General features: G+C 67.1%; 19 protein-coding genes and 1 pseudogene. 9 read left to right on the forward strand and 11 right to left on the reverse strand.

What is annotated here, in order from left to right; translation table 11 throughout:
• Positions 1-4 precede the first annotated feature (4 nt).
• Both ASG67_RS17085 and ASG67_RS17090 read right to left on the reverse strand, forming a co-directional pair.
• Positions 5-673 (reverse strand): response regulator transcription factor, encoded by a 669-nt coding sequence (locus ASG67_RS17085; protein ID WP_056532649.1) that lies wholly within the window; start codon positions 671-673, stop codon positions 5-7.
• On the reverse strand, positions 670-1,914 hold the full coding sequence (locus ASG67_RS17090) for a sensor histidine kinase (RefSeq protein WP_056532651.1): 1,245 nt from the start codon (positions 1,912-1,914) through the stop codon (positions 670-672). The genes ASG67_RS17085 and ASG67_RS17090 overlap by 4 nt, the downstream gene beginning before the upstream one ends.
• An 87-nt stretch (positions 1,915-2,001) precedes the next feature.
• Here ASG67_RS17090 and ASG67_RS17095 point away from each other — a divergent pair, with 87 nt between their 5' ends.
• Positions 2,002-2,676, forward strand: a complete 675-nt coding sequence (locus ASG67_RS17095) for a DUF1223 domain-containing protein (RefSeq protein WP_082543616.1) — start codon at positions 2,002-2,004, stop codon at positions 2,674-2,676.
• Here the strand turns inward: ASG67_RS17095 and ASG67_RS17100 are convergent.
• Together ASG67_RS17100 and ASG67_RS17105 are read right to left on the reverse strand one after the other, a co-directional pair.
• Positions 2,673-3,614: a quinoprotein relay system zinc metallohydrolase 1 gene (locus tag ASG67_RS17100; protein WP_056532657.1), complete on the reverse strand. Its 942-nt coding sequence runs from the start codon at positions 3,612-3,614 to the stop codon at positions 2,673-2,675. The genes ASG67_RS17095 and ASG67_RS17100 overlap by 4 nt on opposite strands.
• Positions 3,611-4,360, reverse strand: a complete 750-nt coding sequence (locus tag ASG67_RS17105) for a quinoprotein dehydrogenase-associated SoxYZ-like carrier (RefSeq protein ID WP_056532718.1) — start codon at positions 4,358-4,360, stop codon at positions 3,611-3,613. The genes ASG67_RS17100 and ASG67_RS17105 overlap by 4 nt, the downstream gene beginning before the upstream one ends.
• A 62-nt stretch (positions 4,361-4,422) precedes the next feature.
• Here ASG67_RS17105 and ASG67_RS17110 point away from each other — a divergent pair, with 62 nt between their 5' ends.
• Positions 4,423-4,971, forward strand: a complete 549-nt coding sequence (locus ASG67_RS17110) for a rhodanese (RefSeq protein ID WP_056532661.1) — start codon at positions 4,423-4,425, stop codon at positions 4,969-4,971.
• Here the strand turns inward: ASG67_RS17110 and ASG67_RS17115 are convergent.
• Entirely contained in the window at positions 4,958-5,260 is a 303-nt protein-coding gene (locus tag ASG67_RS17115; protein WP_056532664.1) for an EthD family reductase, read from the reverse strand. The genes ASG67_RS17110 and ASG67_RS17115 overlap by 14 nt on opposite strands.
• A gap of 1 nt (position 5,261) precedes the next feature.
• Positions 5,262-5,696 carry a pseudoazurin gene (locus tag ASG67_RS17120; RefSeq protein ID WP_200940827.1) on the reverse strand — a complete coding sequence of 145 codons (435 nt, stop codon included), beginning with the start codon at positions 5,694-5,696 and terminating at the stop codon, positions 5,262-5,264.
• A 125-nt stretch (positions 5,697-5,821) separates the two neighbouring features.
• On the opposite strand from ASG67_RS17120, the gene adh reads away from it, so the two are divergent.
• From adh to ASG67_RS17140, 4 genes are all read left to right on the forward strand, one after another.
• Positions 5,822-7,342 (forward strand): aldehyde dehydrogenase, encoded by a 1,521-nt coding sequence (adh, locus tag ASG67_RS17125; protein ID WP_056532721.1) that lies wholly within the window; start codon positions 5,822-5,824, stop codon positions 7,340-7,342.
• A 106-nt stretch (positions 7,343-7,448) separates the two neighbouring features.
• A complete protein-coding gene (locus ASG67_RS17130) occupies positions 7,449-7,844 on the forward strand; it encodes a DUF779 domain-containing protein (protein WP_056532670.1) in 396 nt (131 codons plus the stop codon).
• Between the two features lie 40 nt (positions 7,845-7,884).
• Positions 7,885-9,018 carry an FIST N-terminal domain-containing protein gene (locus ASG67_RS17135; RefSeq protein ID WP_235535276.1) on the forward strand — a complete coding sequence of 378 codons (1,134 nt, stop codon included), beginning with the start codon at positions 7,885-7,887 and terminating at the stop codon, positions 9,016-9,018.
• Positions 9,012-11,261 carry a NahK/ErcS family hybrid sensor histidine kinase/response regulator gene (locus ASG67_RS17140; RefSeq protein ID WP_056532676.1) on the forward strand — a complete coding sequence of 750 codons (2,250 nt, stop codon included), beginning with the start codon at positions 9,012-9,014 and terminating at the stop codon, positions 11,259-11,261. The genes ASG67_RS17135 and ASG67_RS17140 overlap by 7 nt, the downstream gene beginning before the upstream one ends.
• On the opposite strand, the gene ASG67_RS17145 is transcribed toward ASG67_RS17140, so the two are convergent.
• From ASG67_RS17145 to pedF, 4 genes are all read right to left on the reverse strand, one after another.
• Complete coding sequence (locus ASG67_RS17145; RefSeq protein WP_056532679.1) at positions 11,258-11,905, reverse strand: response regulator; 648 nt, start codon at positions 11,903-11,905, stop codon at positions 11,258-11,260. The two genes, ASG67_RS17140 and ASG67_RS17145, sit on opposite strands and share 4 nt — an antisense overlap.
• Before the next feature lie 86 nt (positions 11,906-11,991).
• Entirely contained in the window at positions 11,992-13,761 is a 1,770-nt protein-coding gene (locus ASG67_RS17150) for a methanol/ethanol family PQQ-dependent dehydrogenase (RefSeq protein WP_082543618.1), read from the reverse strand.
• A gap of 406 nt (positions 13,762-14,167) precedes the next feature.
• A complete protein-coding gene (locus tag ASG67_RS17155) occupies positions 14,168-15,013 on the reverse strand; it encodes a substrate-binding periplasmic protein (RefSeq protein ID WP_056532681.1) in 846 nt (281 codons plus the stop codon).
• 4 nt (positions 15,014-15,017) lie between these two features.
• Positions 15,018-15,470 (reverse strand): cytochrome c-550 PedF, encoded by a 453-nt coding sequence (gene pedF / locus ASG67_RS17160; protein ID WP_056532685.1) that lies wholly within the window; start codon positions 15,468-15,470, stop codon positions 15,018-15,020.
• A 126-nt stretch (positions 15,471-15,596) separates the two neighbouring features.
• On the opposite strand from pedF, the gene ASG67_RS17165 reads away from it, so the two are divergent.
• The 3 genes from ASG67_RS17165 to acs all read left to right on the forward strand — a co-directional run bounded on the left by ASG67_RS17165 (position 15,597) and on the right by acs (position 20,102).
• Positions 15,597-16,556, forward strand: coding sequence for a PQQ-dependent catabolism-associated beta-propeller protein (locus ASG67_RS17165; protein WP_056532688.1), 960 nt, complete (start codon positions 15,597-15,599; stop codon positions 16,554-16,556).
• 95 nt (positions 16,557-16,651) lie between these two features.
• Positions 16,652-18,088 (forward strand): porin, encoded by a 1,437-nt coding sequence (locus ASG67_RS17170; RefSeq protein WP_056532691.1) that lies wholly within the window; start codon positions 16,652-16,654, stop codon positions 18,086-18,088.
• An 88-nt stretch (positions 18,089-18,176) separates the two neighbouring features.
• Positions 18,177-20,102: an acetate--CoA ligase gene (acs, locus tag ASG67_RS17175; protein WP_056532695.1), complete on the forward strand. Its 1,926-nt coding sequence runs from the start codon at positions 18,177-18,179 to the stop codon at positions 20,100-20,102.
• Here acs and ASG67_RS17180 read toward each other — a convergent pair.
• A pseudogene (locus ASG67_RS17180) lies at positions 20,095-20,268 on the reverse strand (transposase); the annotation flags it as partial. The gene acs and the pseudogene ASG67_RS17180 sit on opposite strands and share 8 nt — an antisense overlap.
• Positions 20,269-20,634 lie beyond the last annotated feature (366 nt).

Raw genomic sequence — 20,634 nt, forward strand, 5'->3', positions numbered from 1 at the left:
GCCGTCAGGCGGGATCGGCGAGGCGAAAGCCGATCCCGCGCACCGTCACGATCGCGGGCGCGTGCGGATGTTCCGCCAGCCGCCGACGGACGTAACCGACATAGACGTCGAGCGCGTTGTCGCTGACCGGCGCATCGCCCCAGATCGCGGTGGCGAGCGCTGCCCGCGGGATCACCGCACCGCGCCCCTCCACCAGCGCCGCCAGCAGCCGATATTCGCGCCGGCTGAGCGGGAGCATACGCGCATCGACGGTGGCCCCCGCTTTTGCCGGAGCCAGCTCCAGCGCACCGAAACGCAGCGGCACCGCCGCCGCGCTGCCCCGTCGCACCATCACCGCCAGCCGTGCGAGCAGCTCATCGAACGCGAACGGCTTGGGCAGATAATCGTCCGCCCCGGCTGCGAAGCCGTCGAGCCGGTCCTGCAACGCGCCGCGCGCGGTGAGCATCAGGATCGGCACCGCATTCTGCGCCGCGCGCAGCCGCCGGGTGAGCGCCAGCCCGTCGCCGTCGGGCAAACCGAGGTCGAGCAGCACCGCGGCGAAGGCACCACCCGACAGCAGCGCCGGCGCGCGCGATCCGTCCCGTTCCCAGGCGACACGATAGCCGCGCGCGGTCAACCCGCGGCTGACGAAGCGGCCGATGCCGGGATCGTCCTCGATCAGCAGCACGTTCATGCCGTCACCGGCAGCACGAGCGTGACGATGCAGCCGCCGCCATCGCGGACGGCGGCGCGGGCGGTGCCGCCATGGCGCTCGGCCACCCAACGGACGAGCGCCAGCCCCAGTCCGCTGCCGCCGCGGGCGCGCCCCTCGTCGGTCTGGTAATAGGCGTCGAACAGCCGTGGCAGCGCTTCGGGCAGGCTGCCGCAGCCACGATCCGCGATATGGATTTCGGCGGTTGCGCCATGTCCTTTCAGGCTGACGTCAACGACATCGCCCTCGCCCGAAAATTTGATGGCATTGTCGATCACCGCCACCAGCGCCTGTTCCAGCCAGCGTGCGTCGCCGCGTATCGACACGTGCGACGTGGGGGCCGCCGCGAGCCGGACGCCGTGCGAGGCGGCGTGCCGGTGGGTGCGGGCCACCGCACCGGCGACGATTTTCCCGAGATCGAACGGCGCATCGTCCAGCGCCAACCTGCCGTCGTTGGCCTGCGACAGCGCCAGCAACTCGCCGATACGGCGGTCGAGCTGTTCGCTCTGCATCACCACCTCGCGCAAGGCGAGTCCGAGCGCCGCCGCATCCCGGGGTCCGGTCGCCAGCGCCACCTCCGCCTCGCCGCGCATCACCGTCACCGGCGTGCGCAGTTCGTGGCTGACCTTCGCGAAGAACAGGCGCCGCGACGCATCGACGCCGACCAGCCGCGCCGTCCGGTCGGCGACCGCCCGCTCCAGCCGGCGGTTGGCGAGGCGCAGCCCGGCCGCACCGACCAGCGCCGACAACGCGGCGCAGGCGGCGAGCAGCAGCGCAAAGCCACGGCTGCGCGATCGCAGCGCCGCCATCTGCCGCGCGGTGCCATCGGCCTCGGCCCGCTCGCGTGCGGTCGCCGCCGCGACCAGCCGCGACAGCGCTTCGAGCCGCGGCGGCTGCGCTCCGGCGAGCGCCGCCATCGCCGCCGCGTCGATCCGTTCGTCATGCTGCCCGCCGCCGCCGATCAGCCAGCTTTCCGCAGCGATGTCCGCCCGGTAGCGCGCCAGCGCGGCGGCGACCGCAGGCGCATCGCCGGCTTGGGCGGCGGCGTGGATCGCCAGCACGTCGCCGAACTGCGCCTGGCTCAGCGCTGCCCTGTCGAACAGCGTCGCGCCCCGGTCGGCGGTGTGGAGGAACAGCACGGCCAGCGTCGCGATCGACGCCAGCAGCGCGAACGCCGCCGTCAACGGCAACCGGTCCCGGCGCGTCACCCACCCCCGCATCATGAGCCTGTCCTAGCCGCCGATGCCGCCCGCCGCGCCTGACACTTTGGTACCATTGCGTGCGCGGGATCGGAGGCAGAGCCTGCCGCGATGCACAGGCTCTGGCTCGCGGGCATCAGCCTATCGCTATCCGCAAGCGCTCCGTTGCCGCGCCCGGCCGTAGTGGAGCTGTTCACCGCGCAGGGCTGCGCCGCCTGCCCGCCGGCGCAGGCGGTGGTGAATGCGCTCGCCGACCGGCCCGATGTGATCGCGCTCAGCTTTTCGGTCACCTATTGGGATGCGCTCGGCTGGCACGACCGGTTCGGGCAGCCTGCGTTCACCGAACGGCAGCGGCGCTATGCGATCGTCGGCCACCGCCAACTGGCGACGCCGCAGGTGCTGGTCAACGGCCGGATCGCGATCACCGGACGCGACCCCGCCGAGATGGCGCGCGCGATCCGCAATGCCGAGCCGGCCGATCCCGGTCCGTCGATTCGGCGATCGGGCGCGGCGCTGGTCGTCGGCGCGGATCGCCGCACCGCGCGACCGGCGACCTTGTGGCTGGTGCAGTACGATCCGCGCACGGTGCTGGTGCCGATCGGCGCAGGCGAGAACAGCGGCCGTATCCTGCCCCATCGCAACGTCGTGCGCGGCCTGCGCGCGATCGGCCGGTGGAGTGGCGACGCGGTGCGGGTCATGTTGCCGCCGGCATCGCGCTGGCGTCGTGTCGTGCTGGTGCAGGCGAGCGACGGCGGCGGTATCATCGCGGCGGCGCGTATCTCCTAACGCCTGTCGACCCGTGGCCAGCGCGCCTCGAAGGCCGGATACAGATGGGCGACCGACCGCTGCAATTCGTAGCGCGCCTCCTTTACCGCGGCGAAGCGGGGTGGGATCGGCATCGCGCCGGCCTCGACCATGTCGAGCCCCCGGCCCGCGGCGTCGCCGAGCGCGCCGTCCAGCCAGTCCAGCCAGTCGCGCGTCTGGTCGATTGCGGCATTTGGCGTCGCGTCGAGCGGTCCGTGGCCGGGGATGACGCGGGTGTGGCCGAGCGCCTTTAATGCGTCGAGCGATGTCCGCCAGCGCGGCAGGTCGGCGTGCGGCGTCGAGGGTGCGCGATCGTGGAAGACGAGGTCGCCGGCGACCAGCGTTCCGGTTCGCGTATCGAGCAACGCGAGATCGGCGGCGCTATGTCCGGCGAGCGGCAGCAGGCGGAACTTGCGCGCCCCCACCATCTCGTCCGGCGTGCTGACGACATGGCCGGGCAGCCGCAATTCGGTGCCGCGCATCCAGTCGCCGAGCAGCCGGTACATGCCGTCGGCAAATCCCCCGCCCTCCGCCTTCAGGCTGGCGATCAGTGCCGGCGTCGCGGCGATCGCGGCGGGATCGAAAGCGGCATCGCCATACGTATGATCGGGATGCAGATGGGTCAGATACACCCGCGTCACCGGCTTGCCGACCAGCTTGGCGGCAACCTCGGCCAGTTGCCGGCCGTAACGCAGCGACGGCCCCGCATCGACCAGCACGGCGCCCGCATCGGTGGCGATCACCGTGATGTTGGCGATCGCACCGCCGTTCGACTGGCGGATATCCTCGTCGGCGCCGCGGATCAGCCAGATGCCGTCGGCAACCGGCTCCGGCACCAGCACGTAGGTGAGCGGCGCGGAGGCGGCCGGCACGGCGAACAAGGCCGCGATGCCGCCCAGCAGGTGGCGCCGGTCGATCAGCGGACCTGCTCCACGCTGCCGCGGAATTCGATGCCATTGGTGTCGCGGCCGTCGAAGCGGATGCTCTCGCCGTCACGCAGATGCGGTTGCAGCGAGATCACCGGATCCTCCGCCATCGCCGCCTGAAACGTCAGCTTGCCGAGCGGACGGCCCGTCGACGAGGCGACGGCGAGTTCGTCCAGGTAGTAAGCCGCGATGTTGTCGACCAGGCCCGTATCCATCGGGTGGCGGAATGCGAGCCGCAGCCGCACTGCGCCGTCCTGCTGCCACAGGCCACCGCGCACCTCGCCCAGATGCTGCGACCAGTCGCCCTTCACCCGGCTGACCGGCGGTGCCGAACAGCCGCCACCCGCCGCGTCGATCCAGCCGCCCGACACCAGCCAGCTGCCGTCCTTCAGCTGCACCGCGCCGCGCACCGGCGTGCGCTGGTCCAGCTTGATGCGCGCGGCGACGAACGCGTCGGCGTCCTCCAGCCGGTAATCGAGCGGCAGCTGGATCGGGTTCAGGTCGACCATGATGACCATCCGCACGACGTCGGGAATATCGCGGGCGTCGACCTGCACCGGGAACACACGCTGGTTCTCGGCGATGGTCGGAAAGCTGACCTTTACCCGCGGATCGAAGCGGACGACGGCATTCGCCCCGAACACCTGATCGCCGACGAATTCCCACATCGGCGAGGCGAGCGGGTCCTTCGGCAACGCGGCGGCGGCCGGGGTGGCGAGAAGCGCGATCGGCGCGAGCATGGTCCAGCGTGTCATTCCAAGGTAGGGGGTTACGCCTGCCGCCACGCCGCTACCATCGCACCATGGTATCAGGTCGCTTGCTTGCCCTCGCCGCTCTGGTCGTCGCGCCCGTTCAGGATACGGCATTCGATCCGGTCAGCGGCTATCGCATCGCCGCCTATCGCGGCGTGGTTCCCGACCCGCCGCCCGGCGTGCCGCAGATCAATGCGGCGGCGGTCGCGGCGCTCGGTGACCGGGCCGTGCTGATCGATGTCGTTCCGGCCGAGGGCGCCGTGCGCGATACGGCGACGGGCATGTGGCGGCTTGCCCGACCGGCGGTGTCGATCCCACGGGCGCACTGGTTTCCCGAAGCGGGCCGCGGCGTTCCCGATCCCGCGATCGCACGCTGGTTCCTCGATGGCGTCCGCACCCTCGCCGCCGCGCAGCCCCGCGCGCCGATCGTCGTCTTCTGCCTGGCGGATTGCTGGATGAGCTGGAACGCCGCACTGCGCCTGCGCCGCGCCGGCTACACGCAGGTGCGCTGGTTCGCCGAAGGCAGCGATGGCTGGCGCGACCTGGGACGCGGCCTCGTCCCGGTCGCGCCGTATCGGGCGACGGTCAGGCGACGGTAAGCCGCTGCGCCGCCGGCTGGATGTCGGTGAAGTTCGGCACGTCGCCGAACACCGCCGCCGCCTCTGCCGACGCCAGCGCCGCATCGCGCGCCGCGGCATCGCGGAACGTCAGCAACGCGACCGCGACATGCGCCGGCGCGTCGTCGTCGGGCCACATGCCGATCGCCTCGGTGAGACCATGCGGCGCCCATGTCTCGCGTACCAGCGGTAGGTGGGTGGCGGTATAGTAATCGCGGTCGAACCGCGCGCCCTCGGTCGCCGGATAGCTCACCAGCAAAGCGGCGGGCATCCTACTTGGCCTGCGCGAGCATCGGCGTCATCCGCTTGGCGGCGAAGGGCGGCAGCTTGACCGCGCGGGCCGCGGCAAGGTTCGCCGACGGCCCGTTGCCGACCTGCACCAGCGCCACCATGCCCATCGAATAATGCGGCATGCACTTGATCCCGTAGAGACCGGGCGTCTTCACCGGCAGCACGAATTCCTTGTTCATGCCGCCCTTGGTCGACACGACGCCGGCGGGCAGCATCGTCGGGATCGTCTCGGCATTGTGGCTGGGATCGGATGGCACGAAGCGGACGGTATCGCCCGGCATCGCCTTTACGAACGCGGGTTCGAACACCATCGCGCCCGCCGCGCCCTGGTTCTTCATCTTGACCACGATCTCCTTGGCGAAGGCGGGGGTCGCGGTCAGCGCCAGCAGCGCGGCGGCGGCATGTGCAAGCTTCATGATACGGTTCTCCTTTTACCCTGCCGTCTCAGCCGGATGGGGCGATCCGGCGCAATCGGCCTTTGGTGCAATGGCGCACGCGGAACGAGAGGCAGACAGTTCGCGACGAAGATCAGGAGGATGCCATGTTGCAACAAGCGCTAGACCAGCTGAAGGGCCAGGTCGCGATTCGTCCCAAATACGACAATTACATCGGCGGTGACTGGGTTGCTCCCGTCCGTGGCCAGTATTTCGACAATCCGTCGCCGGTGACCGGCAAGACGGTGTGCCAGATCGCCCGCGGCACCGCCGAGGATATCGAACTGGCGCTCGATGCGGCGCACAAGGCCAAGGATGCGTGGGGCCGTGCCGCGCCCGCCGAACGCGCGCTGATCCTCAACCGCATCGCCGACCGGATGGAAGAGAAACTGTCGCTGCTCGCGATGGTCGAGACGATCGACAACGGCAAGCCGATCCGCGAGACGACCGCCGCCGACCTGCCGCTGGCGATCGACCATTTCCGCTATTTTGCCGGCTGCCTGCGCGCGCAGGAAGGGTCGCTGTCCGAGATCGACCACGACACCGTCGCCTATCACTTCCACGAACCGCTGGGCGTCGTCGGCCAGATCATTCCGTGGAACTTCCCGATCCTGATGGCGGTGTGGAAGCTTGCCCCCGCGCTCGCCGCCGGCAATTGTGTGGTGCTGAAGCCCGCCGAACAGACGCCGATGTCGATCATGGTGCTGATGGATGTGATCGGCGACCTGCTGCCGCCGGGCGTGCTGAACGTCGTCAACGGCTTCGGCGTGGAGGCCGGCAAGCCGCTGGCGCAGAACAAGCGCATCGCCAAAATCGCCTTCACCGGCGAAACGACGACTGGGCGCCTGATCATGCAATACGCCACCGAGAATTTGATCCCGGTGACGCTGGAATTGGGCGGCAAGTCGCCCAACATCTTCTTCGCCGACGTCATGAACGAGGATGACGATTTCCTCGACAAGGCGGTCGAGGGCTTCACGATGTTCGCGCTGAATCAGGGCGAGATCTGCACCTGCCCCAGCCGCGCGCTGATTCAGGAATCGATCTACGACAAGTTCATGGAGAAATGCGTCGCCCGCGTCGAGGCGATCCGTGCCGGCAGCCCGCTCGACATGACGACGATGATCGGTGCGCAGGCGTCGAACGACCAGCTCGAAAAGATCCTGAGCTATTTCGACATCGGCCGCGCCGAAGGTGCCAAGGTGCTGACCGGCGGCGAGCGCGCCACCCTCGAAGGCGAACTGGGCAGCGGGTATTACGTCAAGCCGACGATCCTTCAGGGCCACAACAAGATGCGCGTGTTCCAGGAAGAGATCTTCGGCCCGGTCGTGGCCGCGACGACGTTCAAGGACGCCGACGACGCGCTCGCCCTTGCCAACGACACACTCTACGGCCTCGGTGCCGGCGTATGGTCGCGCGACGGGACGACGGCCTATCGCATGGGTCGCGGCATCCAGGCCGGGCGCGTGTGGACTAATTGCTATCACGCCTACCCCGCCCATGCCGCCTTCGGTGGCTACAAGCAGTCGGGCATCGGGCGCGAAAACCACAAGATCATGCTCGATCACTATCAGCAGACCAAGAACCTGCTGGTCAGCTACAGCCCGAAGGCGCTCGGCTTCTTCTGATCTCTCCCTTGCCCTGCGGGGAGCCTTCCCCCTTTCCCGCGACCTGCGGGGCAGCTTGCGGCGGACCTTCGGGTCCGCCGCTCTTTCCGTTTCAGGAGACCCGCGCATGATGCCCCCACCCCGTATCCTGTCCACGCCGCAGGCCGACGCGACGATCGCCATGCTGGCGGGCAAGCATGGCCCGCTGATGTTCCACCAGTCCGGCGGCTGCTGCGACGGGTCGGCGCCGATGTGCTACCCGGCCGGTGAGTTCCGCGTCGGCGGACAGGACGTGCTGCTCGGCCACGTCGGCACGGCGGGCGACGTGCCGGTATGGATCGGCGCAGCGCAATTCGCCTATTGGCGGCATACGCAGGTGACGATCGACGTCGTCCCCGGCCGCGGCGCCGGCTTTTCGCTGGAGGGGCCGGAGGGCGTACGCTTCATCGTGCGCAGTCGCGTGTTCACCGACGACGAAGCCGACGCGCTGGACAGGGCCGGCGAACCCGCGCGGGGACAATGAAGGGATGACGCTGGCGAAGCGCGATGACATGATCCCCGCCATGCCCATCCGTGTCGCGTCCACCCGCATCGACGATCCCGAACTTGCGATCCGCGCACTGTTCCGCGATCTCGACGTGCCGGAACTCAGCGGAATGATCCTGTTCTGCTCCAGCCGCTATCCGCTCGATGTGCTGGCCGAGGCGATCGGTTCGCGATCCGACGGGCTGACGATCGTCGGCTGCACCTCGTCGGGCGAGATCACGCCTGACGGACTGGACGAAGGCACGATCACTGCGATCGGTTTCCCGATCGGCGATTTCCGCCTGTCGGCGACCTGTTTCGAAAACCTCGACGTGTTCGACGCCGCCGAGGCGCAGCGGGTGCTGCGTGCACTCGTCGCCGATGCCAATGAAGCGACGCGCGACATGGACATGACGCATCATGCCGGCGTCTTCCTCGTCGACGGCCTGTCGCATCGCGAGGAGATGCTGACGCTGACCTTGCAGGATGCGCTGGGCGAGGTACCGTTGGTCGGCGGATCGTCCGGCGACGGCCTCGATTTCCGCGAGACCTTCGTCCTGTACGACGGCCGCTTCCGCCGCGATGCCGCGATCGTCGCGCTGCTGTCGTCTCGCCGCCCTTTGAAGGCGTTCCGCGCGCAGCATTACGGCCCCGGCAGCATCAAGATGGTCATCACCGCCGCCAACACCGACCTGCGCACCGTCCACGAGATCAACGCCGAGCCCGCCGCGGCGGAATATGCCCGGCTGGTCGGCGCGCGGGTCGAGGACCTCGGCCCCGCAGTCTTCGCGACGCATCCGCCGATGGTCCGCGCCGGCGGCGAATATTACGTCCGCTCGATTCAGACCGCCAATCCGGACGGCAGCCTCACCTTCTATTGCGCGATCGACGAGGGCATCGTGCTGACGCTGGGCGAGGCGGGCGACATCATGGGTGGGCTGAACCGCCTGTTCGACGATCTGGACGACAGCGTCGGCGGCATCGACCATGTCCTCGGCTTCGACTGCGTCCTCAATTCGGTCGAGATGGAACAGCGCCAGTTGCGTCAGGCGGTCTCGCGTCTGTTCGCGGCCAAGGGCGTCGTCGGCTTTAATACCTATGGCGAACAGTTCCACGGCCTGCACGTCAACCAGACGTTCAGCGGGCTGGCGATCGGGCGTATCCCATGCTGAGTCCCGCCAACGACCTTGCCGACGATCCCGAATCACGGGTCGCGGCGCTGGAGACGCAGGTTGCCAAGCTGACCCGGATCAACGCTTCGCTGATGGGCCGGGTCGAACGCTCCACCGATCTTCAGGGCAATGCCTTTTCGGTTTTCGAAACCGCGATCAGCCTGGAAAGCAAGGTCCGCGACCGTACCGCCGACCTGGAGCGCGCGCTGTCCGACCTGGCCGCGACCAATGCTGCGCTGGCGCATGCCCGCGATGCCGCCGACAGCGCGCGCAGCCGGCTGGGCGACGCGATCGAGACGATCAACGAAGGCTTTGCCATCTTCGACGCCGACGACCGGCTGCTCTTGTGCAACCAGACCTATCGGTCGCTGTGGCCGGCGATCGCGGACGAGATCGTGCCGGGCGTCAGCTTCGACGAGATCGCCGGGCGGATCGGCGCGACCGGCAGCTCGCTGGGCGCGATGATCGCGCCGGATCGCTGGATATCCGAACGCGTCGCGCAGCATCAGGTGGCGGGCGGCGGCCATGTCATCGCGCTGGCGGACGGGCGCTGGATCCAGGTCAACGAACGCCGCACGTCGGAAGGCGGCATCGTCGGCGTCTACACCGACATCACCGACCTGAAGGCGGACGAGGCGCGGCAGCGGGCACGCGAGGCGGCGGAGCGTGCGGTGGTGCTGCAATCGACGCTGGATGCGATGCCGCAGGGCGTCTGCGTCTTCGATCGCGGCGGCGCGTTGCTCGCGTGGAACGGGCCGCTGCTCGCGCTGCTCCAGCTGAACCCGGCGCGCGCGCGGGCGCAGATCGCCGATCATCACGCGCTGGTCGAGCGGTGCAAGCTGGTCCTGCCACGTGCCGATGCGATCAACACGCTCGGCTGGATCGACGAACACGCCGAGGCGCGCGAGGTGTCGCAGATCCGCCGCCTCGCCGATGGCCGGTCGCTGGAGGTCCGGCGGCTGGCGATGCCCGGCGGCGGCATGGTCATCGGCTTCGACGATGTCACCGACCGGCTGCGCGCCGCCGAGGCGCTGGAACGCCGCGTCGCCGAACGCACCGCCGAACTGCAACGCGAGGTGAGCGAACGCGTCGCCGCCGAGACTGCGATGCGCGAGGCGAAGACCGCGGCCGAACAGGCGAACCTGTCGAAAACGCGTTTCCTCGCCGCCGCCAGCCATGATCTGCTGCAACCGCTCAACGCCGCACGCCTGTTCGTCTCCGCGCTCAGTACGCGCCGGCTTGCCCCACCGAACCGAATCCTGGTCGACCAGACCGCCTCGGCGCTCGGTTCGATCGAGCAATTGCTCGAGGCGCTGCTCGAAATCTCGAAGCTCGACGCCGGCGCGATCACGCCCGAGATCGTCGACGTGCCGCTCGACGATCTGTTCGCCGCCCTGCGCGCCGAATATGCACATGCCGCCGACGAGCGCGGCCTGTCGCTGGTGGTGGCGTCGACCGAGATCTGGGTGCGTTCCGACGCACGATTGCTGCGCCGCATCCTCCAGAACTTCCTGTCGAACGCCTTGCGCTATACGATGACGGGCGAGGTGCGGATGACCGCGCATTGCGTCGGCGGCGAGGTGTGCATGGCGATCAGCGACACCGGCCCCGGCATCGATCCGCGCCACCATGCCGAAATCTTCGAGGAATTCCGCCGGCTGGACGGACGCAACGGGCCGGGTATCGGCCTGGGCCTGGCGATCGTGCAGCGTGCCGGGCGCATGCTTGGCCACCCGATCCGACTGGAAAGCGAACCGGGTACGGGGTCGACCTTTACCGTCGCCGCACCGCTCGCCGCGGTCGGCGTCCAGTCGCGCACGCCGGTGACGGTGACCAGCAGCCGCGGCATCGGCGCGCGGGCGGTGTTGGTGCTCGACAACGAACAGACGATCCTCGACGGGATGCGCGCCGTGCTGCAAGGCTGGGGGTGCCACGTCGTCACCGCGCTGGACGAGGATGCCGCACGCGCCGCCTCTCCGTCCGATACCGCGGCGATCGACGTGATCCTCGCCGATTATCATCTGGAAGAGGGTGTTACCGGCGATACCGCAGTCGCGCGGCTGCGTTCCCATCTCGGTCGTCCGGTGCCGGCGGTCATCATCACCGCGGACCGCATGCCGGCGCTGCGGGATGCGCTGATCGCGCAGGGGCTGCACGTCTTGCAAAAACCGGTGAAGCCGGCGCAGCTGCGCGCGCTGCTGGCGCAGCTGACCAGCAGGAGTGGCGGGACCGGCGGGATCTAGCCCCGCGACGCGCCGACGAAATGCACTTTGTTGGCGAGGATCACCGCCTGCGTGCGGCTGTAGACATTCAGCTTGGCAAGGACGGCCGAAACATGCGCCTTCACCGTCGTCATCGACACTTCGAGTTCATAGGCGATCTGCTTGTTGAGCTTGCCCGCGACGACCAGCCCCAGCACGACGCGCTGCTGCGGGGTCAGCGTGTCGATGCGGCGACGGATATCGGCGCCTTCGCCATTGTCGCCCGATCCGACGCGGAATTCCTCGGGCATGAACACGTCGCCCGCCAGGATCGACTGGATCGCGGCGACGATCGCACTGCGTTTAAGCGATTTGGGGATGAAGCCGGCCGCACCGTGCGCGATCGCAGCGCTGATGAGACCGCCCTCGACCGCGCCCGACACGATGACGATCGGCACCGAGGGAAAGCGCGTCCGCAACGTGGCCAGCCCCGCGAAGCCATCGGCATCGGGCATGTTGAGGTCGAGCAGGACGAGGTCGAAATCCCCCTCCCGCTCGATCACCGCCTGCGCTTCGGCGATCGACGATGCCTCGAACAATTCGGTCTGGTCGAACGCGACCGAAATCACCGTCCGCAATCCGTCGCGTACGAGCGGATGATCGTCCGCAATCAGGACACGTTCCACGCTGCCCCCTCTCCCCTGCGGCAAGCCTAGCGCGTCTGACGGGCCGGAGCCAAGGGGCGCCGTTGCCGACGCCCCCCATTCGTTCATCACGATTTCGGCAGCTTGAACACCCAGAGCGCGCCGCCCTGGTTGATGTGCTGCACCGCCTTGGCGACTTCGCCGCCCCACAGCGGCACCGCGCCGCCCCAGCCGGACATGACGGCGACATATTGCTCGCCGTCCTGTTCCCATGTCACCGGCGAACCGACGACGCCCGAACCGGTGTTGAACTTCCACAATTCCTGTCCGGTCTTGGCGTCGAACGCCTTTAGGAACCCCTCTGGCGTACCGGTAAAGACGAGATTACCGGCGGTGGTCAGTACGCCACCCCACAACGGCGCCTTGTTCTTGTATTCCCACGCGATCTTGCCCGTCTTCGGATCGACCGCGCGCAGCACGCCGATGTGGTCCTCGTACAGCGGCTTGATCGTGAAGCCCGCGCCCAGATACGCCGCGCCCTTCTTGTAGGCGATCGGTTCGTTCCAGATGTCCATGCCCCATTCGTTGCTGGGGATGTAGAACATGCCGGTCTGCTGGCTGTAGGCCATCGGCATCCAATTCTTCGCACCCAGGAACGCCGGCGCGGAGAAGACGGTCGTTCCCTTTTCTGCGGTCGGCGGACCGGGACGGTTGGTATCGTCGTAGATCGGCCGGCCGGCCTTGGTGTAGCCCTTCGCCCAGGTCGTCTTGCTGACGAACGGGGTCGCGGAAACGAACTTGCCGTTGGTCCGGTCGAGCACGAAGAAGAAGCCGTTGCGGTCCGCCTTCGCACCCAGCTTGCGACCGCCCTGATCGAACGGGATGAACTCGTTTACGCCGTCGAAGTCCCAGCCGTCGTGCGGGGTGGTCTGGTAATGCCACTTGATCTCGCCCGTGTCGGGATCCAGCGCCAGCGTCGATGCGGTATACAGGTTGTCGCCCGGACGCAGGTGACTGTTCCACGGTGCCGGGTTGCCGGTACCCATGTAGACGAGGTTCGTTTCGGGATCGTAGGTGCCGCCGAGCCACGTCGCGCCGCCGCCGGTCTTCCACTGGTCGCCCTGCCAGGTGGCGTTGAGCTTGCCGGTCATCGTCGACGGCTTGCCGTTCAGCTCGCCGACATTGCCCTCGATCGTCGGACGCGACCAGATCAGCTCGCCGGTGTTGACGTCGCGCGCCTCGATGCGGCCGACGATGCCAAATTCGCCGCCCGAATTGCCATAGATCACCTTGCCCTTGACGATCATCGGGGCGGCCGTGTTCGAATAGCCCGCGGCGTAATCCTGCAATTTCTTGTTCCAGATGACCTTGCCCGTCGTCCGATTGAGCGCGACCATATGCGCGTCGAGCGTCGAAAAGATAACCTTGTCGCCATAGATCGCGGCACCGCGATTGACGACGTCGCAGCACGGCATGATGCCGTCCGGCAGGCGCGCGTCATATTGCCACTTCTCCTCACCGGTCTTCGCATCGAAAGCGAACAGGCGGCTGTACGATCCGGTGACGTAGATCGTGCCGTCATAGACCAGAGGCTGCGATTCCTGGCCGCGCTGCTTCTCGCCGCCGAGCGACGCGGAAAAGGCGGGGACGAGGCTCTTGACGTTGGCGGTGGTGATCTGCGCCATCGGGCTGAACCGCTGCGCCTTGGGACCCATGCCATAGGTCAGGATGTCGCCCGGCGTCGCTGCATCGTTCATCAGGTCGGCGTCGGTAGGCCCTGCACCGGCGGCGGCGACCGGGGCTGCGGTCGGCGTCGCGGGCTTGTCGGCGGCGGCCAGTGCGCCGGTCGATAGCGCTACGCCTGCCAGCAAGGCGAAGCGGGTGCGGTGTCGGATCATGCGGTCTCTCCCCATTGCCCGATTCCGGTGGATCGGTCGGGCTATCTGACGTGGAGACTAAACCGCAGTGGCGACGGTCCAAATGCTACCTTGGCACTATGAGAGTTCGCTGAGAATCGGGGGCCGACGAACGCCATGCGAACCCAGGCTCGAACGTGTCCCGACCACTCCGTCACTGCGGACGGGGTCCGGGGTCCGCCGCGCCGCACTCCAACAGCATTGCCTGTGCGGAACCATGGCCCCGGAACAAGTCGGTGCTTACCCCCTTCGACCCTGGATAGGGTCCTGCCCGTCATGACATGCGCTCGCGCGACGGCGGGAGCATAGGACCGGTACACGTCCGAAGAGGATCGTCGCCGGACGCGCCCAGCGTGACGGGGAAGTTCGGCAGGCTTTTGAGTCCACCCTACCCCGCGCTCAACGCCGGCTTCGGGGTCACGCCGTATTTTGCGAAAATCGCCGCCAACGTGCCGTCCTTCTGCAACCCCGCGACCGCACGCTCCAGCGCGTCGCCCAGATCGCGGCTGTCGTCCTTCACCGCCAGCCCGACGTCCCAGCCCGGCGACGGCAGCGCGGGCAACGGTCCGTGTCGCACTTTCACCTTCGTATTGCCGCCCATCAGCGCATGTTCGACCTGGGCGCGGGTGGCGAGGACCGCATCCGCCTTGCCCTCCTTCACGGCGGTCAGCGCGGCGTCACCGCTGGTGAGATGCTGCACGTCGCTGCGCAGCACGCCGCCGAAGCTGCCCGACAGATAGAAATCCGGAATCGAATCGAGTTCCGCGACCAGCCGCTTGCCCTTCAGCTGCGGCGGCGCGACCTCGCAGTCGGTGTCGACCCCGCACGCCATCTGGAATCCCTCGCGGTAATAAGGCGCCAGGAACACGGCACGATCGTTGGCCAATGAAAAGGCGCGATCGTACGGGACGTGCATCATCAGGTCGGCCGCCGATCCGCCGATCAGCGGCCCGCGCCAGATCATGTTGCGCAGGTCGTCGCCGACATCCTCGTCCGCCATGAAGTCGACCAGTTCGGCGCGCACGCCGATCGCCTTGGCCAGCGCCTCGGCGAAATCGACGTCGATGCCGACCAGCCTGCCGTCCTGCCGCCACGACCAGGGCGCGAAATCGCGATAGACGGCGACGCGCATCACGCCCGCCGCCTTCACCTTGTTGAACGACACTGCCGCGGCGGCACCCGGCAGCAACGCGCTCGCCAGCGCCCCGGCAAGAAATCCCCTGCGCCCGATCACCCGCCTATTCCTCGCGCTTGGTGTCGAGCCACGAGCGGATCGCCCACCCGGCCTTCTGCCCCAACACGTCGCCCATCGGCGGCATATAGACCTTGCCGTCGCGCGCCGACCCCTTGTGGAAACGCTCCATATACCATTCGTCGCCATCCTCGCCCTTTTCGAGGTAGCGCAGATCGGGCGCGATCCCGCCCGATATCGCCTCCAGCCCGTGGCAACGCGCGCAATTCTGGCCATAGGCGCTCTGGCCGATCTTCTGCGCGGTCGCATAAACTTTGGGGTCGGCGCGATACGGGTTCTTGGTGACGAAGACATCGTTGCCGCCGGCGATGTCGGGCAGCGCGCTGGTGTCGACCGCCTGTGGGACGACGTTGCCGTGCGCGAGCAGATTGGCGCCGATCGAACCTGCCGCGACCAGCACGGATGCGGCGAATATCAGCCGTGATCCACGATACGCCATACCACATCTCTCCCGAACGACCGCCATGCGCGGTTACTCGGCCGGGATCGTACGGACAGGCGCCGGAAACCCCATTGCACTTTGGTAGGAGGGGCGTTCGCAACGGTCGCTGCTATCCTGTCGGCCATGCGCACGCTCCCCCTCCTCGCCCTGTCGGCGATGCTCGCCGCCCCGGCCGCCGCCGAGACGATCTACGTCACCAACGAACGCGGCGATTCGGTCACCGTCATCGACGGCGCGACGCTGAAACCGGTCGCGACCTGGCCGGTCGGCAAGCGCCCGCGCGGCATCACGCTGTCGCGCGACGGCAAGCAACTGTACGTCTGCGCCAGCGACGACAATGCGGTGCAGGTGATCGACCGTGCCACCGGCAGGGTCGTCGCCGACCTGCCCTCCGGCGAGGACCCGGAGACGTTCGCGCTGTCGCCCGACGGCACCTTGCTGTTCGCCTCCAACGAGCGCGATGCGACGGTCACCGCGATCGACGTGCCGCGCCGCGCCGTCGCGTTCCAGATCGTCGTCGGCGTCGAACCCGAAGGCATGGCGGTCAGTCCCGATGGCAGGACCGCGGTGTCGACGTCGGAAACCGACAATGCGCTGCACTGGATCGACATCGCCAGCCGCAAACCGATCGCCGAAACCAGCGTCGACGCGCGCCCGCGCCATGCCGAATTCACCGCCGATGGCCGCTGGCTGTGGTCTTCGGCAGAAATTGGCGGCACGGTGCAGATCGTCGATACCGCCACGCACAAGGTGGTCGAGACGATCCCCTTCGCTCCGCCCGGGATCGCGCCCGAAAAGGTGCTGCCGGTCGGCATCCGCTTCACGCCCGATGGCAAACGCGCACTCGTCGCGCTCGGCCGCGCCAATCACGTCGCGATCATCGACGTCGCGACGCGCAAGGTGACGGGCTACATACCTGTCGGCCAGCGCGTCTGGCAGGTGGCGATCGATGCGGACGGCACCCGCGCCTTCACCGCCAACGGGCTGAGCGATGACGTATCGGTCATCGACCTAAAGACCAATACGGTGACCGCCACCATCCCCGCGGGCAGGGCGCCATGGGGTGTCGCCATCGCTCCCTGAGCCTCTCCAAAGTCCAATTCCGCCCGCCCCCGTCATCCGTCAGCTTTTCGCCCAAGGGCCTCGACCGATGGTCTCGCGAACAGGGGAGGACGGATATGAACCGAACGGGCAAGCTGCTGAGCGCGGTCGCCGGAGCGGCGCTGATGTGTTGTGCGGCATCGCCGGCGCAGGCGCAGGACGCCACCGACGAACTGCTGCTGCGGCTGAAGGAAAAGGGGATCCTGACCAGCGACGAATATGACGCGCTGGTCGCGCGGAAGTCCACGCAGGCGGCCGCCCCCGTTGCGACCGGCCAGCCGACCGTCAACGCCGCCGTCGCGCAGGGCGAGGCGACGCAGCAGGCGGCCGCCGAACGGCTCGATGACAAGAAGATGGTGCGGATGACCGATTCGGGCGTCGGCCTGATGGTCGGCGACGTCGCGCTGAAATTCTCCGGCTCGGTGAACGGCTTCTACGTCCATGACAGCGGCGACCGCGCGATCCCGGCGAACACCGTCGCCGGCGGTCTGGCCACCGTCGGCGACAATTCTTCCTCGATCCGCAACGGCCTGCTGCCGGGCTTCCTGAAGGTCGAGGTTTCGACCAACCAGGGCGGCTGGGACGTCGGCGCGCATTTCGGCCTGTATCCTGGCATCAACAGCAATCTGGGCAATGCCGGCGCCAACGGCGGCGGATCGCCCGCCGCGCTTCAGACGTCGGGCATCGACGCTCGCCAGACCTATCTGACCTTCGGCCGTGCCAATTTCGGCGAAGTGAAGATCGGCCGCGACATCGGCCTGTTCGGCTCGGACGCGATCCTCAACGACATCACGCTGCTCGCCGTCGGCACCGCATCGGGCAACGCCGCGCCGTCGAACACCTCGCTGGGCCGCATCGGCCTCGGCTACATCTACACCGACTTCCAGCCGCAGATCACCTATTCCTCGCCCAAGTTCGGCGGGTTGCAGGTGTCGGGCGGCATCTTCCAGCCCCTGACGACGGTGGGCTTCAGTGAGGTCAACGACAGCCCCGGCTTCCAGGCCAAGGTGACGTACGACATGGTGCCGGTCGACGGCGGCTTCGGCATGCACGCCTGGCTGAGTGGGCTCGTGCAGAAGCATGATGCAACCGCCACGCTGCCCGAATATACCGGCAAGGCGCTCGATCTCGGTGCCAAGCTATCCTATGCCAACGCCAGCCTCACGGGGTATTATTACACTGGCTCCGGCGTCGGCACGATCGGCCTGTTCCTGCTCTCCACCGATGCGCTGGGGCGCAAGCGCGATAGCGACGGTTATTACGTCCAGGGCACACTCGGCTTCGGCAAATTCACTGCCGGTGCCAGCTACGGGCAGAGCAATCTCGACCGCGCCGATGGCGAGGCGATCTCGAACCTCGTCCGGCGCAACTCGAGCTATGTCGGCCAGCTTCGCTATGGCCTGACCAGCTGGGTGACCCTGATCGGGGAATATACCCACACCATGTCGAAGTCGCACAACGGCAACGACGCCGATTCCGACGCGCTGGCGGCCGGTGCCATTCTATTCTTCTGAACCGACACATCGACCGGCATCTGCCGATCCCCGCCGTCGTCGCAACGCCCATCGGCTGTGCGATGACGGCCACGCATCCGGAGACATCATGACCGACGCGACCTACCCTGCCACCGCGCGTGCCGGCAGTATCGATACGACCGAATACGAACGCCGCCATGCTGCCGCAGCCGAGGATCCCGAGGCCTATTGGCGCGAGGCGGGGCGGTGCATCGACTGGATCGTCCCCTATACCCAGGTGAAGGACACCTCGTTCGACGAAAAGGACTTCCGCATCCGCTGGTTCGGCGACGGCGCCATGAACCTTTCGGCCAACTGCCTCGATCGCCATCTGGCGACCCGCGGCCAACAGCCCGCCATCGTTTGGGAAGGCGATGAGCCGGGCGAGACGAAATCCGTCACCTATCGCGATCTGTACGACCGCGTCTGCCGCTTCGCCAACGTGCTCAAGGAACAAGGCGTGCGCAAGGGCGACCGGGTGACGCTCTACTTGCCGATGATCGTCGAAGCCGCGGTGGCGATGCTGGCCTGCGCACGCATCGGCGCAATTCATTCGATTGTGTTCGGCGGATTCTCTCCCGACAGTCTCGCCAATCGCATCCAGGATTGCGACTGCCGACTGGTCGTGACCGCCGACGAGGGGTGCCGCGGCGGCAAGCGGGTTCCGCTCAAGGCGAACGTCGACATGGCGCTCGCGCAATGCCCGTCGGTTGAACGCGTGATCGTTGTCCGCCGCACCGGCGGCGATGTCGCGATGACTGCGGGCCGAGACCTTTGGTACGATGCGCTGCTGTCCGCCGCCGCACCGGACTGCCCGCCCGAGCCGATGAATGCGGAGGACCCGCTGTTCATCCTCTACACCTCGGGTTCGACCGGCAAGCCGAAAGGCGTGCTGCACACCACCGGTGGCTATGCCGTCTGGACGGCAACGACGTTCCGCGACGTGTTCGACTATCGCGACGAAGAGGTCTTCTGGTGTACGGCCGATGTCGGCTGGGTCACCGGCCACAGCTATGTTGTCTATGGCCCCCTCGCGAACGGCGCGACGACCGTGATGTTCGATGGCGTACCAAACTACCCCGACCACGGCCGCTTTTGGGAAACGATCGACCGACTAGGCGTCAACATCTTTTACACCGCGCCGACCGCCATTCGCGCGATGATGCGCGAAGGTGACGATTGGGTAACGCGCAACAGCCGCCGGTCGCTGCGCTTGCTCGGCACCGTTGGCGAACCGATAAATCCGGAAGCGTGGGACTGGTATCACCGCGTCGTCGGCGAGCGACGCTGCCCGATCGTCGACACGTGGTGGCAAACGGAGACGGGCGGCATCTTGATCTCTCCACTACCTCACGCCACCAACCTGAAGCCGGGATCTGCGAGCAAACCGTTGCCCGGCGTCCTGCCGCTGCTGGTCGATGCCGAGGGTGCGGTGCTGACCGGCGCGGCAGAAGGCAATCTTTGTATCGCCGATAGCTGGCCGGGCCAGATGCGCACCTTGTGGGGCGATCACGATCGCTTTTTCCAGACCTATTTTACTACCTATTTGGGCCGATATTTCACCGGTGACGGCTGCCGCCGCGACGCCGACGGCTATTATTGGATTACCGGCCGCGTCGACGATGTCATCAACGTCTCCGGCCACCGTATGGGCACTGCGGAGGTCGAATCCGCGCTCGTCTCCCACCCGAAGGTAGCCGAAGCCGCGGTCGTCGGCAGGCCGCACGCCGTCAAAGGCCAAGGCATCTACGCGTATGTCACGCTCAACGTCGGAGAAGAGGCTTCGGACGAACTGAGAAATGATCTTCGTTCCTGGGTTCGGCGAGAAATCGGTCCGATAGCCAGCCCCGATGCAATTCAATTTGCGCCTATGTTGCCCAAAACACGCTCAGGCAAAATCATGCGAAGGATTCTTCGAAAAATTGCAGAGGGAGATACACACAATCTTGGAGATCTGTCGACGTTATCATCTCCAGACGTTGTGGATTTATTGATTAGTCAGAGGGTCATTTAGGGCCAGTACTCGTTAGCTGGAACCGGAAGATGGCCGTGGCCGCGAGGACGATGGCGGAGAAGAAAGTGGTAACGCGATTGTCGTAGCGAGCGGCGACGCGGCCCCAGTCCTTCAGCCTGCCAAACATGATCTCAATGCGGATGCGGCATTGGTAGCAGCGCTTGTCGCACCTGGCCTGGCTTGCAAGGGACGGAGCGATGAGCTTGTCATGTACCACAATTGTCGCGCCTTGGTCTCAATTGGGGAGACGTTGTTTCAGCGTATCGTGCATCATTACGTGATTGACGACGAAGCTGGCTGGTTTGAGGCTCACTGCCCCAAAGCGGACGGGCCGTTTCCCACCAGAAACCGGGGACTTGACCCTCTGCCCCGCCATCTAAACGAACGGCGACTTTCCGCGATCGCCGCCCGAAAACGGACAGGCCGCTTTCCATCTGTGGACGCCCCTTCGGTTGCAAGCGGTTTATTGAGGGTCTGACACTTAGTCGGATGCTGCCATCTGTCCGGCCTGTGATGCGACCAAGTCGCTGGC

The organism is Sphingomonas sp. Leaf339, assembly GCF_001426195.1.
In the GTDB taxonomy this organism is placed as follows: domain Bacteria; phylum Pseudomonadota; class Alphaproteobacteria; order Sphingomonadales; family Sphingomonadaceae; genus Sphingomonas.

What these genes read in the sequence shown, in the direction of transcription:
- ASG67_RS17085 (WP_056532649.1), bottom strand. Translation starts at nt 673, where the DNA reads ATGAACGTGCTGCTGATCGAGGACGATCCCGGCATCGGCCGCTTCGTC.
- ASG67_RS17090 (WP_056532651.1), bottom strand. Translation starts at nt 1,914, where the DNA reads ATGATGCGGGGGTGGGTGACGCGCCGGGACCGGTTGCCGTTGACGGCG.
- ASG67_RS17095 (WP_082543616.1), top strand. Translation starts at nt 2,002, where the DNA reads ATGCACAGGCTCTGGCTCGCGGGCATCAGCCTATCGCTATCCGCAAGC.
- ASG67_RS17105 (WP_056532718.1), bottom strand. Translation starts at nt 4,360, where the DNA reads ATGCTCGCGCCGATCGCGCTTCTCGCCACCCCGGCCGCCGCCGCGTTG.
- ASG67_RS17110 (WP_056532661.1), top strand. Translation starts at nt 4,423, where the DNA reads ATGGTATCAGGTCGCTTGCTTGCCCTCGCCGCTCTGGTCGTCGCGCCC.
- ASG67_RS17115 (WP_056532664.1), bottom strand. Translation starts at nt 5,260, where the DNA reads ATGCCCGCCGCTTTGCTGGTGAGCTATCCGGCGACCGAGGGCGCGCGG.
- ASG67_RS17120 (WP_200940827.1), bottom strand. Translation starts at nt 5,696, where the DNA reads ATGAAGCTTGCACATGCCGCCGCCGCGCTGCTGGCGCTGACCGCGACC.
- adh (WP_056532721.1), top strand. Translation starts at nt 5,822, where the DNA reads ATGTTGCAACAAGCGCTAGACCAGCTGAAGGGCCAGGTCGCGATTCGT.
- ASG67_RS17130 (WP_056532670.1), top strand. Translation starts at nt 7,449, where the DNA reads ATGATGCCCCCACCCCGTATCCTGTCCACGCCGCAGGCCGACGCGACG.
- ASG67_RS17135 (WP_235535276.1), top strand. Translation starts at nt 7,885, where the DNA reads ATGCCCATCCGTGTCGCGTCCACCCGCATCGACGATCCCGAACTTGCG.
- ASG67_RS17140 (WP_056532676.1), top strand. Translation starts at nt 9,012, where the DNA reads ATGCTGAGTCCCGCCAACGACCTTGCCGACGATCCCGAATCACGGGTC.
- ASG67_RS17150 (WP_082543618.1), bottom strand. Translation starts at nt 13,761, where the DNA reads ATGATCCGACACCGCACCCGCTTCGCCTTGCTGGCAGGCGTAGCGCTA.
- pedF (WP_056532685.1), bottom strand. Translation starts at nt 15,470, where the DNA reads ATGGCGTATCGTGGATCACGGCTGATATTCGCCGCATCCGTGCTGGTC.
- ASG67_RS17165 (WP_056532688.1), top strand. Translation starts at nt 15,597, where the DNA reads ATGCGCACGCTCCCCCTCCTCGCCCTGTCGGCGATGCTCGCCGCCCCG.
- ASG67_RS17170 (WP_056532691.1), top strand. Translation starts at nt 16,652, where the DNA reads ATGAACCGAACGGGCAAGCTGCTGAGCGCGGTCGCCGGAGCGGCGCTG.
- acs (WP_056532695.1), top strand. Translation starts at nt 18,177, where the DNA reads ATGACCGACGCGACCTACCCTGCCACCGCGCGTGCCGGCAGTATCGAT.